At 64.4% G+C, this 13,990-nt stretch carries 12 protein-coding genes; 7 read left to right on the top strand and 5 right to left on the bottom strand.

Annotation, left to right across the window (positions count from 1 at the left end; translation table 11 throughout):
• Positions 1–43 precede the first annotated feature (43 nt).
• From E4L98_RS27595 to E4L98_RS27585, 3 genes are read left to right on the top strand one after another with little or no spacing between them, the layout of a single operon-like run.
• Positions 44–3,247, top strand: coding sequence for an efflux RND transporter permease subunit (locus E4L98_RS27595; RefSeq protein WP_135204742.1), 3,204 nt, complete (start codon positions 44–46; stop codon positions 3,245–3,247).
• Positions 3,248–3,249: 2 nt separating this feature from the next.
• Positions 3,250–4,467 (top strand): efflux RND transporter periplasmic adaptor subunit, encoded by a 1,218-nt coding sequence (locus E4L98_RS27590; protein ID WP_135204741.1) that lies wholly within the window; start codon positions 3,250–3,252, stop codon positions 4,465–4,467.
• Positions 4,464–5,888, top strand: a complete 1,425-nt coding sequence (locus tag E4L98_RS27585; protein ID WP_135204740.1) for an efflux transporter outer membrane subunit — start codon at positions 4,464–4,466, stop codon at positions 5,886–5,888. Before E4L98_RS27590 ends, E4L98_RS27585 begins: the two co-directional genes overlap by 4 nt.
• 133 nt (positions 5,889–6,021) lie before the next feature.
• Here E4L98_RS27585 and E4L98_RS27580 read toward each other — a convergent pair whose 3' ends face one another.
• From E4L98_RS27580 to E4L98_RS27565, 4 genes are all read right to left on the bottom strand, one after another.
• On the bottom strand, positions 6,022–6,420 hold the full coding sequence (locus E4L98_RS27580) for a cupin domain-containing protein (protein WP_135204739.1): 399 nt from the start codon (positions 6,418–6,420) through the stop codon (positions 6,022–6,024).
• An 11-nt stretch (positions 6,421–6,431) separates the two neighbouring features.
• The gene (locus E4L98_RS27575; protein WP_135204738.1) at positions 6,432–6,911 is read right to left on the bottom strand and encodes a carboxymuconolactone decarboxylase family protein; all 480 of its coding nucleotides are present in this window, start codon (positions 6,909–6,911) and stop codon (positions 6,432–6,434) included.
• Positions 6,912–7,036: 125 nt separating this feature from the next.
• Positions 7,037–7,426 (bottom strand): OsmC family protein, encoded by a 390-nt coding sequence (locus E4L98_RS27570; protein WP_135204737.1) that lies wholly within the window; start codon positions 7,424–7,426, stop codon positions 7,037–7,039.
• 22 nt (positions 7,427–7,448) lie between these two features.
• Positions 7,449–8,480 (bottom strand): GlxA family transcriptional regulator, encoded by a 1,032-nt coding sequence (locus E4L98_RS27565; protein WP_135204736.1) that lies wholly within the window; start codon positions 8,478–8,480, stop codon positions 7,449–7,451.
• A 54-nt stretch (positions 8,481–8,534) separates the two neighbouring features.
• Between E4L98_RS27565 and E4L98_RS27560 the strand changes: the two genes are divergently transcribed.
• From E4L98_RS27560 to E4L98_RS27550, 3 genes are all read left to right on the top strand, one after another.
• Entirely contained in the window at positions 8,535–9,527 is a 993-nt protein-coding gene (locus E4L98_RS27560; RefSeq protein WP_135204735.1) for a LysR family transcriptional regulator, read from the top strand.
• 121 nt (positions 9,528–9,648) lie between these two features.
• Complete coding sequence (locus E4L98_RS27555; protein WP_135204734.1) at positions 9,649–10,392, top strand: SDR family oxidoreductase; 744 nt, start codon at positions 9,649–9,651, stop codon at positions 10,390–10,392.
• Between the two features lie 4 nt (positions 10,393–10,396).
• The gene (locus tag E4L98_RS27550; RefSeq protein ID WP_135204733.1) at positions 10,397–10,906 is read left to right on the top strand and encodes an Ohr family peroxiredoxin; all 510 of its coding nucleotides are present in this window, start codon (positions 10,397–10,399) and stop codon (positions 10,904–10,906) included.
• On the opposite strand, the gene E4L98_RS27545 is transcribed toward E4L98_RS27550, so the two are convergent.
• Complete coding sequence (locus E4L98_RS27545; RefSeq protein WP_135204732.1) at positions 10,903–11,382, bottom strand: hypothetical protein; 480 nt, start codon at positions 11,380–11,382, stop codon at positions 10,903–10,905. The genes E4L98_RS27550 and E4L98_RS27545 overlap by 4 nt on opposite strands.
• A 351-nt stretch (positions 11,383–11,733) precedes the next feature.
• Between E4L98_RS27545 and E4L98_RS27540 the strand changes: the two genes are divergently transcribed.
• Complete coding sequence (locus E4L98_RS27540) at positions 11,734–13,965, top strand: outer membrane beta-barrel family protein (RefSeq protein WP_229257605.1); 2,232 nt, start codon at positions 11,734–11,736, stop codon at positions 13,963–13,965.
• Positions 13,966–13,990 lie beyond the last annotated feature (25 nt).

Raw genomic sequence — 13,990 nt, 5'->3', positions numbered from 1 at the left:
GATTTTTGGCTGAAGTGACAACCGAAGATGCGGAACCTACAGCATGTGGATCGTTCAAATCGCTTTACGCAGGCCGTACACGTTCATCGTGATGGCTTTGCTGATTTTGCTCTCGACGCCTCTGGCCCTGACCAAGATGGCGACCGACATTTTCCCCGAGATCGACATCCCGGTGGTCAGCATCATCTGGCAATACGGCGGCCTGTCCGCGCAGGAGATGGGCCAGCGTATCGCCTCCACCAATGAACGCAGCCTGACCACCACCGTCAACGACATCGAACATATCGAATCGACATCATTGGCCGGGTCGACCGTGATCAAGGTGTTCTTCCAGCCCGGCGCCAACATTCAGACCGCGCTGGCTCAGGTGGTGGCGGCCGAGCAGGCGCAGCTCAAGCAGCTGCCGCCGGGCGTGCAGCCGCCGCTGATCATCAAGTATTCCGCCTCCAGCATCCCGGTGATCCAGCTCGGCCTGTCGAGCGCCAGCATGAGCGAACAATCGATGTTCGACACGGCGGTGAACTTCCTGCGGCCGCAGTTGGTGACCATCCCCGGCGCGGCCGTGCCCTACCCCTACGGCGGCAAATCGCGCCTGATCTCGGTCGACCTGGACACCCGCGCGCTGGCCGCCAAGGGCATGACGCCGACCGACGTGGTCACCGCCATCAGCGCGCAGAACCTGATCCTGCCGTCGGGCACGGCCAAGATCGGCATCACCGAATTCAACGTCAGCCTGAATGGCTCGCCCGACACCATCGCCGGCCTGAATCAGATTCCCGTCCTGAACAAGAACGGCGCCGTCACCTACCTGTCGGAAGTGGCCCACGTGCGCGACGGCTTCTCGCCGCAGACCAATATCGTGCGTCAGAACGGCGAGCGCGGCGTGCTGCTGTCGGTGCTGAAGAACGGTGGCGCTTCGACGCTGGACATCGTCAACAAGCTCAAGGCGCTGCTGCCGCAGGCCGAGCAGACCATGCCCAAGGAACTGAAGATCACGCCGCTGTTCGACCAGTCGCTGTTCGTCAAGGCCGCCATCAGCGGCGTGATTCACGAAGCGCTGATCGCCGCCCTGCTGACCGCCGCCATGATCCTGATCTTCCTCGGCAACTGGCGCAGCACCTGCATCATCGCGGTGTCGATTCCGCTGTCCATCCTGTCCTCGATCCTGACCTTGTACGCGCTGGGCGAGACGATCAACATCATGACCCTGGGCGGCCTGGCGCTGGCGGTCGGCATCCTGGTCGATGACGCCACCGTCACCATCGAAAACATCGAGCGCCACCTGCACCAGGGCTCCGACCTGCACACCGCCATCATGGACGGCGCCGGCGAGATCGCGGTGCCGGCGCTGGTATCGACCCTGTGCATCTGTATCGTGTTCGTTCCGATGTTCTTCCTGACCGGCGTCGCGCGCTACCTGTTCGTACCGCTGGCGGAGGCGGTGGTGTTCGCGATGATCGCCTCCTACATCCTGTCGCGCACCCTGGTGCCGACCATGGTGATGCTGATGATGGACCACGCGCCGGGCGATCCGGACAAACCGAGCCTGCTGCAACGCATGTACAAGCGCTTCGACGCCGCGTTCGAGCGTTTCCGCGGCGGCTACATCCTGATCCTGTCCTCGCTGCTAACCCATCGCAAGCGCTTCGGCAGCGGCTTCCTGCTGTTCTGCGTGCTGTCGCTGGGCCTGGTGTTCGCGCTGGGCCGCGACTTTTTCCCGGCGGTGGATTCGGGCCAGATCAAGCTGCACATGCGCATGCCGACCGGCACCCGCATCGAGGAAACCGCACGCACCGTGGATCTGGTGGAGAAATCCATCCGCGAGATCATCCCGGCCAACGACCTGCAGACCATCCTCGACAACCTGGGCGTGCCCTATTCCAGCATCAACCTCTCGTACAGCAATGCCGGCACCATCGGCACGCTGGATGCGGAAATCCTGCTGTCGCTGCATGAAGGCCACGAACCGTCGCAACGCTACATCACTGAGCTGCGGCGGCAGCTGCCGGCGCGCTTCCCGGGAGTGGAGTTCTTCTTCCAGCCGGCCGATATCGTCACGCAGATCCTCAACTTCGGCCAGCCGGCGGCGGTCGATGTCAAAATCTCGGGCAAGGATCTGTCGGCCAATTACCAGATCGCGTCGGAGCTGATGAAGCAGATCAAGCAGATACCGGGCACAGTCGATGTGCACATCCACCAGCGCATGGACCTGCCGACCCTGGGCCTGAAGATGGACCGCACCCAGATCAAGCAGCTGGGCCTGAACCCGACCGATCTGGCGCAGAACCTGCTGCTTACCTTGTCGGGCAGCGCGCAGACGCAGCCTGCCTTCTGGCTCAATCCCGGCAACGGCGTGGTGTACAACCTGGCGGTGCAATCGCCGCAGTACAAAATCGACGACCTCGACGCGCTGCTGCGTATCCCCGTGCGCGCGGTCGGCACGCCCGGCGCGACCGGCGACGGCGCCAGCGCCACCCAGCAGCTCAGCAGCCTGGTGAAGGTGGAACCGGCCGTGCAGTCGGCCGTGGTGTCGCACTACAATCTGACGCCGGTGATCGACATCTTCGTCAGCGTCGAAGGCCGCGACCTGGGCGCGACGGCCGCCGACATCCAGCACAAGATCGACGCCATGCACGGCAAGCTCCCGCGCGGCAGCAAGATCGACATGCGCGGCCAGGTCGAAACCATGCAGAGTTCCTTCGTCGGTCTGGGCGTGGGCCTGGCCATGGCGATTGTGCTGGTGTACCTGCTGATCGTGGTGAACTTTCAGTCCTGGGTGGACGCCTTCATCATCGTCACGGCACTGCCTGCGGCGCTGGCCGGCATCGCCTGGATGCTGTTCCTGACCCGCACCACCCTGAGCGTGCCGGCGCTGACCGGCGCCATCATGACCATGGGCGTGGCGACCGCCAATTCGATCCTGATGGTGTCGTTCGCGCGCCAGCGCCTGAACGACGGCCTGCCCGCGCTGTCGGCCGCGCTGGAAGCCGGCGCCACGCGCATCCGGCCGGTGCTGATGACGGCGCTGGCCATGATCATCGGCATGGTGCCGATGGCGATCGGCTTCGGCGAAGGCGCCGAACAGAACGCGCCGCTGGGCCGCGCCGTGATCGGCGGCCTGCTGTTCGCCACCCTCTCCACCCTGCTGTTTGTGCCGGTGGTGTTTGCGTCGGTACACCGTTATCTTGAACACCGGGCCGGGCGCCGCGCGCAGGTCCACCCCGCTGCCGCTGAAGGGAATCCCTGATCATGTCCGAAAACCGTCACGCCATCCTCGGCATCCATCACGAAGGTGATGCGCACGCCCACCCGCATCGCGGCCCTATCCTCAAGCGCGCCAGACTGGTGGGCGCGGTGTCGCTGGCGGTGCTGCTGCTGGGGGGCGCCGCCACGGTGGCGCTGCGCGTGGTGCACGCCGATGCGCTGGCCAGGTCCAACGCGGAGCTGAACCGCCAATACGTGAGCACCACCAGCGTCAAGCCGGCCAAGGGTGGGCAACCGCTGTCGCTGCCCGGCACCCTGCAGGGCATGATCGAATCGCCGATCTACGCGCGCGCCAGCGGCTATGTGCTGCGCTGGAACAAGGACATCGGCAGCCGCGTCAGCAAGGGCGAGGTGCTGGCCGAAATCGATACGCCGGAAGTCGATCAGCAGCTGTCGCAGGCCATCGCCGCGCGCCAGCAGGCGGCGTCCAGCCTGGAACTGGCAAAAAGTTCGGCCGAACGCTGGGAAGCCCTGCGCAAGAAGGATGCGGTGACGCAGCAGGAGCTCAATGAACGCAGCAGCGCCTATGCCCAGGCCCAGGCCAATCTGGCCGCGGCCGAGGCCAACGTACGCCGCCTGCAGCAGACGGAGGGATTCAAGCGCGTGACGGCGCCCTTCTCCGGCGTCATCACGGCGCGCAATGTGGAGGTCGGAGACCTGATCAACGGCGGCAACGGCGGCGCCAGCAGCGCGCTGTTCCGGCTGGCGCAAGTCGATACGTTGAGGGTGTACGTGTTCGTGCCGCAGGCCTATGCGCAGCGCATCAAGGCCGGCGACAAGGTCACGATCACACAAGCCGAATTGCCTGGCAAGGAGTTCGAGGGCACCGTGGCGCGCACCGCCGGCGCCATCGACGCAGCCACCCGCACGCTGCAGATCGAAGTCAATCTGCCGAACAAGGACAACGCGCTGCTGGCCGGCGCCTACGTGCAGGTGCAACTCCCGGTGAGCGGCAGTTCGGGCGCGATGCTGGCGCCGACCAATGTGCTGCTGTTCCGTCCCGAAGGGCCGCGCGTGGCGGTGGTCGGCGGCGATGGCAGGGTCAAGCTGCAGCCGGTCACGCTCGGTCATGATCTGGGCAATAACATCGAGCTGCTGAGCGGCGTCTCGCCGACCGACAAACTGGTGGTCAACCCGCCCGACTCGCTGGCCGACGGCGATGCTGTGCAGGTGCGCCAGCCCACGGCAAAGGCGGAGAAATGAGGCCTGCGTTCCGTCCGTGCGTCTTGAGCGCCGTGCTCGCATTGGCCGCGTGCTCGCAGGCGCCGGTGTATCAGAAGCCGGCCATTGAACTGCCGGCGGCATGGCAATCGGCGGCACCGTTCCAGACCGCCGCGCCCAACGACCATGCGCTGAAGGGCGACTGGTGGGAAGTGTTCAACGACGCGCAGCTGAATCAGCTGATGGCGCGAGCGCTGGCCGGCAATCAGAATCTGGCCGTCGCAGCGGCCCGGCTGGAACAGGCGCGCGCGCAGGTGACGGTCAGCTCGTCCGGCCTGTTCCCGCAGGTCGGCCTGCAGGCTGGCGCGGCGCGGCAGAAGACCTCGGCCAACCGGCCGCTGTCCTCGACCACGACGGTCAACCAGTCGCTGGTGCAGAACAATTTCCAGCTGGGTTTTGCGGTCAACTACGAGGCCGATCTGTTCGGCCGCGTGCGCAGCACGGTGCAGAGCGCGCAGGCGTCGGCACAACAGGCCGTGGCCGATTATCAGAATGTTAGCCTGGTGCTGACCGCCGAACTGGCGGCCGACTACTTCAACCTGCGCGAACTCGATGCGGAAATCGATGTGCTAAACCAGGGACTGGCGCTGCAACAGAAAGCCTATGACTTCATCCAGGCGCGCCACGAACTGGGCGCCGCCACCGGCCTCGACCTGGCGCAACAGCAATCGCTGCTGGACGCCAGCCGCACGCAGCTCGAACTGCTGAACACCCAGCGCGCGCAATACGAACATGCGATCGCCACGCTGACCGGCACGCCGGCGCCGTCGTTCAAACTGGCGCCGGCCAACGCACCCCTGACGCCGCCGGCACTGCCGGTCGGGATGCCATCCGACCTGCTGCAGCGCCGTCCCGACATCGCCGCCGCCGAGCGCGCGGTGGCGGCGGCCAACGCCAACATCGGCGTGGCGCGCGCCGCCTATTTCCCCAGCCTGATCCTGCAGGCCAACGGCGGCTGGGACAGCAACCAGATGAGCCGTCTGATCGAGGCGCCCAGCCTGCTATGGTCGCTCGGCGCCTCGCTAACGCAAACCCTGTTCGACGCCGGCAAGACCGATGCCACGGTCGCCGTCGCGCAGGCCGCCTATACCGGCGCGGTCGCCAGCTACCGCCAGAGCGTGCTGACGGCCATGCAGGAAGTGGAGGACAGCGTGGAAAGCCTGAACACGCTGCAGCGCGCCCACGCCTCGGCCGAGGCCAGTGTGAACAGCTCGCGACGGGTGCTGGAACTGGCCAACGACCGTTACAGCGGCGGCGTCGAAACCTATTTCGACGTCATCACCGCGCAGCAGACCTTGCTGAACAACCAGCGCCTCGCCACCCAGCTACGCGGCAAGCAGATGCTCAGCTCCGTCTACCTGATCAAGGCGCTGGGAGGCGGCTGGCACAACGATCAGCAGTAAACCTATTTTGCGCTCCTCAGGAAGCACATTGAAGCGCGGGATGTACTTCACAATTTTTCAGCCGCGCGATGATGACCAGAACGATTTGCGTCAGAATTCCGCATGAAAAAGCCCGGCATGAGCCGGGCTGGCGTCAGTGGACTGGGGTGAAGATCGGTTTGTTTTTGTCCTTCAGCAGGAACACCACAAACTTGGCGGGCCGGGTCTTGCTGGCGTTGCGGCCGACCGTGTGGATGTCGTCCGGGCCTTCGTAAAAGGTGTCGCCCGGCTTCAGCGTGACTTCCTTGCCGCCTTTGACGCCCATCACGATCGAGCCTTCCAGCACGTAGATGAAACCGTACGCGTCGTGGCGGTGTACCGGATCGGCGCCGCCCGGGGCGTAATCGACGGTGATCATCGCGACTTCTTTGCCCGGCAGGTTGGTCAGGTCTTTGGACATCAACGCGGTCACCACCGGGTCGGGAGCGGCGGCTGCCGCCCATTGCGCCAGCACGATGCCGGCCGCGCACACGGCGCTTTTGAAGTGGTTCATCCCGTCCCCGCTTATTCCAGATGCGCCTTGTCCAGGCCGAAGGCTTTGTCGTACGAGCCCGGCACCATCTTGAACGCGATATTCACACGGTTCCACGCATTGATGGCCATGATCTCGAAGGTCAGGTCCGACAGCTCCTTTTCCGAATACTGGGTGCGCACGCGCTCGTACAATTCGTCCGGCACGCCCTGCTCCGGCAGCTTGGTCAGCACTTCTGTCCAGGCCAGCGCGGCCCGTTCGCGTGGCGAGAACAGCGTCGATTCGCGCCATGCGGCCAGATGGTAGAGACGCAGCGGCCGTTCGCCGTGGATGGTGGCTTCCTTGATGTGCATGTCCAGGCAGAAGCCGCAACCGTTCATCTGCGAGGCGCGGATGGCGACCAGATCGCGCACCGATTGTTCGACCACGCCGGCTTTCACCGCATGATTGACTTCGACCAGTTTCTTGAACAGTTCCGGCGACTGTTCCTGATAATTGAGGCGCTGTGTCATGATAAGACTCCCTTAAGTGATGTACGACGGGAGTCAGTGTAGGAAAACCGCGGCCACCCCGGTAGCCCCGCGGCAGGCCGCAGACTGGTGCCCTGCAAGCACCAATGTGCACCGACACGCAGCGATCAGCCCAGCGCGGTATCGATGCGCGTGCCAGCCTTCAGCGTCAGCGTCACCGGCGTCTTCTCGGCGATTTCCATCATGCGTGCGCGTTGCGCCTCATCGACGGTGCCGGTGATGTGCAGGGTACGGCGTATCAGCAGCGCGCCGTCTTCCGCGTGGGTCAGATGCAGGTCGACGTCCACCGCATCCACCGGCCACTGCTTGCGGTCCGCGTACATGCGCAGCGTGATCGCAGTGCAGGCGCCCAGCCCGGCCAGCAGATAGTCGTACGGCGCCGGGCCGGCGTCCCGGCCGCCGTTGCGCTCCGGTTCATCGGCCAGCAGCGCGTGGCCGCCGACATCCATGCTGGTGGTATAACCGTCCTTGCCTATGTGTGCCGTGCTGCGCGCCATGCCGTTCTCCTCTTGTAAAGGCTTATTCTAGCGCGCCCGCCGTGTGTCCGGAGAAGCGCTGGCGGTATTCCGAAGGAGAGACCCCGAGGTTGCGCTGGAAGGTGACGCGCATGCGGTTTTCGTCGCCGAGCCCGCACAGCACCGCGATCTGATCGAGCTGGCGCTCCGATTCCTCCAGCATGCGCCGCGCCGCCTCCAGCCGGAACAGCTCCACCGCCTTGGCCGGCGTGCGGCCGGTCTTCTCCTTGTAGACGCGGGCGAAATTGCGCGGGCTCATATTGGCCTTCTGCGCCATCACCTCCACCGTCAGCTTGTCGCTGGCCAGGTTCGCCGTCAGCCACAGATGCAGCTCGTCGAAGCCCTCGCCGCCCTTGATCTGCGCCCGCAGCAGCGAACTGAATTGCGCCTGGCCGCCGGGCCGCTTGACGAACACCACCAGCTCGCGCGCCACTTCCAGCGCGATCTGGCGGCCGTAATCCATCTCCACCATCGCCAGCGACAGATCGATACCGGCGGTTACACCGGCCGAGGTCCAGATGTTCCCCTGCCGGACAAAGATGGCGTCGCGGTCGATCTCGATCGTCGGGTGCAGCTCCACCAGCCGGTCCGACATGCCCCAATGCGTGGCGGCGCGCTTGCCGTTCAACAGACCGGCCTGCGCCAGCATGAACGCGCCGCTGCACACCGAGGCCGTGCGCCGCGCCTGGCCGGCGGCCGCCCGCAACCACTCCATCAGTTCCTGCGATTGCGCGATCGCCTGCTCGATCCACGGCGAGCCGGGAACGATGATGGTGTCTACCTGCGTCGGATCGAAGTCCGACAGCGGCAAGGTGTGCATCGGCACCCCTTCCAGCGTCTGCACCGGCCCGCCGGCCAGGCTGACGGTGCGGCGGTCATACCCCGGCAGGCCGCGTTCGCCCAGCCATCGGCAGGCGCTCCAGAACACCGTCTGAGGTCCGGCCAGGTCCAGCATGCACATCCCGGGGAAGGCCAGGAACAGCACCAGCCTCTTTTGGTAGACCGCCTCTGGCGGGATTTGCACGGTATTTGTCATTGTCGGGAAATTCTTTCATCACTAAGATTGACTGTCAATTAACAAGGAGGGGGCATGAGCCTGGTCTCTGCAAGCAATCCACCTGGCGACGCGCTGGCATCCAGCTTCGCCACCACCTACGCGGGCGTCGTGGCGTTCATCGCCGTCGTCAGCGAAGGCAGCTTCGCGCGCGCCGCGGACCGGCTGGGCATCGGCCGCTCCGCCGTCAGCCGCAGCGTGCAAAAGCTCGAAACCCAGCTCGATACCCGGCTGTTCCTGCGCACCACCCGCAGCACCGTGCTGACCGGCGAAGGCGAGCTGTTTTACGAGCGCTGTCATGCCGGCGTCGAACGCATCGTGCAGGCCGTCGACGAGATGCGCGATTTGCGCAGCGGCGTGCCGCGCGGCCAGCTGCGCGTCTGCTCCACCACCGATTTCGGCCGTCAGATCGTGGCGCCGCTGCTGCGCGGTTTTCGCACGCAGTACCCGGACATCGCGCTGGACCTGATCCTGGACGACCAGCCGACCGACTTCACCAGCCGGCGCATCGACGTCGCCTTCCGCAACGGCCGCATGGACGACAGCCAGGTGGTGGCCAAGCAGATCATCCCGATGCAGCTGCTGGTGTGCGCCTCGCCGGCATATGCCCGCGAACACGGCCTGCCGCACAGCGTGGACGAATTGAGCCGCCACCGCTGCATCAACTACCGTCAGGCTTCCGGCCGCGTGGCCGAATGGGAGTTCAAGGTCAACGGCCTGCCGCACAAGCTGACGCCGCGCGCGGCCACCACCTACAACGACGCCGGCCTGATACTGCAGGCGGTACTGAACGGTGACGGCCTGGCGCAGCTGGCCGGCTACCAGCTATGCGAACTGCTGCGCAACGGCCGGCTGCAGGCCTGTCTGGTGCAGCACGCGCCGGACGATCGCGGGCATTACCTGTGCTATCTGAATCGCCGCCACCTGCCATCGCGCGTGCGCGTGTTCGTCGACTACATGACGGCGCAGATCCGCGCCATGGACCTGCATTGCGCCACCAATTTCTCGGAAGGCTTGATCGCCGCCTGACAGCGGCGCGATTGGTGCGCAGTATGCACCACAGTGCGCCCTCCCGCGTATCTACCGCGCGGCAGACACGCATCCTAGACTGGCGGCATACCGCAATCGGGCGGTTCAACTGGAGAATACTATGAAAATCGTCATCATCGGCGGCACGGGCCTGATCGGCAGCAAACTGACGGCCATCCTCAAGCAGCGCGGTCACGAGGCGCTGGCCGCCTCCCCCAACACCGGCGTCAACACCATGACCGGCGAGGGCCTGGCCGAAGCGCTGGCCGGTGCCGACATCGTGGTCGACGTGGCCAACTCGCCCTCGTTCGAAGACCAGGCGGTGCTGGACTTCTTCACCACCTCCGGCCGCAACCTGCTGCGCGCCGAGGCCGAAGCCGGCGTCAAGCACCACGTCGCGCTGTCGGTGGTCGGCACCGACAAGTTGGCGGACAGCGGCTATTTCCGCGCCAAGATCGCCCAGGAAAAGCTGATCCGCGAATCAGGCATGCCCTACACTATCGTGCATTCGACCCAGTTCTTCGAATTCCTGGGCGGGATCGCGCAGTCGGCCACCAAGGGTGCGGACGTGCACCTGTCGCCAGCGTGGATACAGCCGATTTCCTCGGACGACGTGGCCGCCGCCATGGCCGATTTCACCCTCGGCGCGCCGCAGAACGGCACCGTCGAAATCGCCGGCCCGGACCGCATGCGCCTGTCCGATCTGGTGCAGCAGTACCTGGCATCGATCAAGGACGACCGCAAGGTGGTGGCCGACCGCAACGCGCGCTATTTCGGCGCCATCCTGCAGGACGACACCCTGGTGCCGGCCGGCGACAAGCCGCGCCTGGGCGTGCAGCACATCGCCGACTGGCTGCAGCGCTGATCCCATGCCGCCGATGCCGCTCAAGCCTCCTCCCACCTCACTGCTGGACCGCTACACCGGCGACGTTATCCAGCCGGTGTACACCGCGCGGGTGCGCGTCACCGGCGGCGAGGCGGAACATGCGCGCGCCTCCGGCGTCGCCCGTTCGGACGACGGCAACCTCGATGTGCAACTGCGCCTGCCGGCGGAGCTGGGCGGCGAAGGCGGCGGCACCAATCCCGAGCAGCTGTTCGCGGCCGGCTATGCGGCCTGCTTCCACGGCGCCCTCTGCCTACTGGCCGCCCGCTCCGGCATCGCCATCGGCGGCGCCAGCGTCGACGTGGCGGTGACGTTCGCGCGCGACCCCATGGACGGTTTGTATCTGCTGTCCGCCGACCTCACCATCGCCCTGCCCGGCGTCGAGCGCGCGCAGGCGGAACAACTGGTGCGCAATACCGAGCGATTCTGCCCATACGCCAAGATGGCGCGGCACGGCATTAACAGCGTGATTACTTTGGCGCCGGATAGATGCTAAGGGGCGGTCAAATTTGCCTGGCTTTCAGGGTGAAGACCAACAACGGGAAATGCCCTCTTAAACTCATCAGTACCGCGCGGAGGAAGCGGTGGCTGCGATTTAACGCCCAAAACGGAGGCTCTTATGCGATACCCATCCCCGTCCGGGACTAGCCACGTTTCGCAGTTCACGCAGGGCATCCAGACTTCGTTGCCTTGTTTCGCCGATCGAAATCGATAGGAAGAGATATCCCCACCACCGCCTAAAATTACCTGGGCTAAGGCGTCGGCCTCCGCACAGGAAAACGCAACCCTGGAAGTGGAATTTGCCTTTTGTAGTCCTTTCATGTGAGCCGCCAGCACCGAATCGCGACCGCGAATCACAGCTTCAACTTTCCAATTATCTATTGGGTTTTGTGAATTTGCGGTTCTATCATCATGGTTAAATCCTTCCTTTTCCACAGATGGGAATAGTGAAGTACAAATTACCTTGGGCATGATTACCTCCATATTCGGACCTGACTGGCGCAGTATCCGAGAAGAGTACCAAAGGCCATCATCGACAAAACTTTCCGATTGTCACAAAGGCAAATAATTTAGCGATTTCGGGTCAGTCAATAGCTTTTGTAAAAATTCAACGAAATTGGACAAAGGCTGAGCGATCCGCAGTTGCAGCGCCGGTCACACTCGCAGATTTGCCTTTGTAAATGCCAGGTAAAGAAGGGTAAAAGGCGTTTTTTGCCAAAATAGTCACTGGTACAATGGCAACTCTCGTAAAGTTCAAGACGGGTTGCCGTCGTCACCATGCAAAAGATACTGCTTACCTGCTGCCTCACCGGCAGCGCCCTGATGCCCGCATACGCTCAAACCTCCGCACCAGACAAGCCAGCCGACAAGCCAGCCGTCAAGCCCACCACGGCCACCAAGCCGAAGGAAGCAGCCCCGGTTGTGCCCGAAGTGACCGTATCCGCAGAACGACCCACCAATCGCATCGACCGCCAGGTCTATGACGTCAAGTCCGACGTCTCCAGCACCAACGGCAGCGCCGCCGATGCGCTGAACAACGTGCCTTCCGTGAACGTGGACCCGGACGGTTCCATCACGCTGCGTGGGAGCAGCAACGTGCAGATCATGGTCGATGGCAAACCGTCGGCCATGCTGCAGGGCGATAACCGCGGCCCGGCGCTGCAGGCCATGCCGGCCGACGATATCGAGTCGGTGGAGGTGATCAACAACCCCGGCGCCGAATTCGGCAACGAAGCCGGCGGCGGTCCTATCCTGAATCTGGTCATGCGCCGCAACCGCAAGCCCGGCGGCCAGGGCGCGGTTAACGCCAATGCCGGCACCGCCGGCCGTTACAACAGCGCCGTCAACGGCAGCTACAACGAGGGACCGTGGGGTTTCCAGGGCAGCGCCAACGTACGCCACGACGGCCGCAACTCGGTGGCCGAAGTCACGCGCGACCGCCTGGACCCGATCAGCGGCGCCTTTGTCCACAGCAGCCAGGATTCTTCCGGCCGCGGACTGAACGACATGGCCGCGCTGAACGGCACCATCAGCTACAACCTCGGTCAGAAGGACACGCTGACCGCCAGCGGCAACTACAATACGCGCACCAACGACCAGCATGGCCTCGACCATTACATCAATGGCGCCACCATGCTGGTGCCGGCCACCGATTATCTGCGCACCACGACGCGCGAAGGCGAAAGCAGGAACTTCAGCTGGGGCGGCCGCTATGACCACAAGGGCGCGCTGCCGGGTGAAACGCTGAAGATCGACCTGCGCGTGTCGGCCTCGGAAAACGAATCGGACAACGATTACGCCAACGACTACCTGGTCGGCAATCTGCCGGACAGCCGCGCGGCTCAGCACAACAACAACAGCGTGCGCATCGTCGACTTTACCGGCGACTACGAGCGACCGCTGTGGGCCGGCACCGCCAAGGCAGGCTACAAGATCGCCACCAACGACGCCGCCGCCAACACGGTGTACACCGACATCGATCCGGCCACCGGCTTCGCCACCATCAATCCAGGTCGCACCAATGCTTACGAGCTCGATGAAACCGTGTACGCGTTGTACAGCAATTACCAGATGCGCCTGAACGAGCGCTGGGGCGTGCTGGCCGGCCTGCGCGCGGAGTACACCGACATGGACATCCACCAGATCACCGGCGGTGTCGAGGCCAAGAACCACTACATCAACTACATGCCGAGCGCCTTTGCCACCTACAAGGTGAACAAGGACGCCAATCTGCGCATCGCTTACGCGCGCCGTATCCGGCGCCCCAACGCCAATGACCTGAATCCGTACGTGACCTACCGCGACGAATTCAACGTCTCGTCGGGTAATCCGAATCTGAAGCCGACCAAGACCGACTCCTTCGAACTCGGTTACGAGACCCATTTCGGCGCGCTGGAAGCCAACCTGCGCGGCTACTACCGCCGCGACACCGACGCCATCGTCGACTATCGCTACTTCGTCGCGCCCAACGTGCTGCTGACCACCAAGGCCAACGGGGAAGGCAGCCATTCGAGCGGTCTGGAATTCACGGTGAGCGGTAAACTGACGCCGACGCTGACGCTGAACACCAGCGGTAACCTGATGCGCGCGCAGCAAAGCTTCTACGACGACAGCAGCCAGCTGGTGACGCGCACGGCCAATTCGCTGAGCGGGCGCGTGCGCCTGAACTGGCAGGCGGCCAGCACCGACCAGTTGCAGGTGGCATTGCAAATGATGGGCAAGACCTTGTCGGGCCAGGGCTACCGCTCGCCCAACCACACGGTCAACCTGAGCTGGCGTCACACGCTGTCGTCGCAGTTGACCATGGTGGCCAACGTCACCGACGTGTTCAACACCAACAAGATGGAAACCATCATCGACAGCGCCACCCTGCGCGAAACCAGCACCCGCCGCTTCGATGGCCGCGTATTCTACGTCGGCCTGTCGTACCGCTTCGGCGGCCTGACCAGGAACAGCGATGCCGGGCACGAAGGCTGGGGTGGCCGCCCCGGTCCGGGCGGCCCTGGCGGACCTGGCATGGGTCCCGGCGCGGGCGGTCCGCCACCGGGCATGTGATCCGCGGGCCCGCGGCGTCCAGCCG

The organism is Duganella callida, assembly GCF_004614165.1.
In the GTDB taxonomy this organism is placed as follows: Bacteria; Pseudomonadota; Gammaproteobacteria; order Burkholderiales; family Burkholderiaceae_D; genus Rugamonas; species Rugamonas callida.
This window is presented reverse-complemented; position numbering and strand designations above follow the sequence as displayed.

Excerpts from the sequence above, each read along its gene's own strand:
- E4L98_RS27585 (WP_135204740.1), top strand. The coding sequence starts at position 4,464 with ATGAGGCCTGCGTTCCGTCCGTGCGTCTTGAGCGCCGTGCTCGCATTG.
- E4L98_RS27580 (WP_135204739.1), bottom strand. The coding sequence starts at position 6,420 with ATGAACCACTTCAAAAGCGCCGTGTGCGCGGCCGGCATCGTGCTGGCG.
- E4L98_RS27570 (WP_135204737.1), bottom strand. The coding sequence starts at position 7,426 with ATGGCGCGCAGCACGGCACACATAGGCAAGGACGGTTATACCACCAGC.
- E4L98_RS27560 (WP_135204735.1), top strand. The coding sequence starts at position 8,535 with ATGAGCCTGGTCTCTGCAAGCAATCCACCTGGCGACGCGCTGGCATCC.
- E4L98_RS27575 (WP_135204738.1), bottom strand. The coding sequence starts at position 6,911 with ATGACACAGCGCCTCAATTATCAGGAACAGTCGCCGGAACTGTTCAAG.
- E4L98_RS27555 (WP_135204734.1), top strand. The coding sequence starts at position 9,649 with ATGAAAATCGTCATCATCGGCGGCACGGGCCTGATCGGCAGCAAACTG.
- E4L98_RS27565 (WP_135204736.1), bottom strand. The coding sequence starts at position 8,480 with ATGACAAATACCGTGCAAATCCCGCCAGAGGCGGTCTACCAAAAGAGG.
- E4L98_RS27595 (WP_135204742.1), top strand. The coding sequence starts at position 44 with ATGTGGATCGTTCAAATCGCTTTACGCAGGCCGTACACGTTCATCGTG.
- E4L98_RS27590 (WP_135204741.1), top strand. The coding sequence starts at position 3,250 with ATGTCCGAAAACCGTCACGCCATCCTCGGCATCCATCACGAAGGTGAT.
- E4L98_RS27545 (WP_135204732.1), bottom strand. The coding sequence starts at position 11,382 with ATGCCCAAGGTAATTTGTACTTCACTATTCCCATCTGTGGAAAAGGAA.
- E4L98_RS27550 (WP_135204733.1), top strand. The coding sequence starts at position 10,397 with ATGCCGCCGATGCCGCTCAAGCCTCCTCCCACCTCACTGCTGGACCGC.
- E4L98_RS27540 (WP_229257605.1), top strand. The coding sequence starts at position 11,734 with ATGCCCGCATACGCTCAAACCTCCGCACCAGACAAGCCAGCCGACAAG.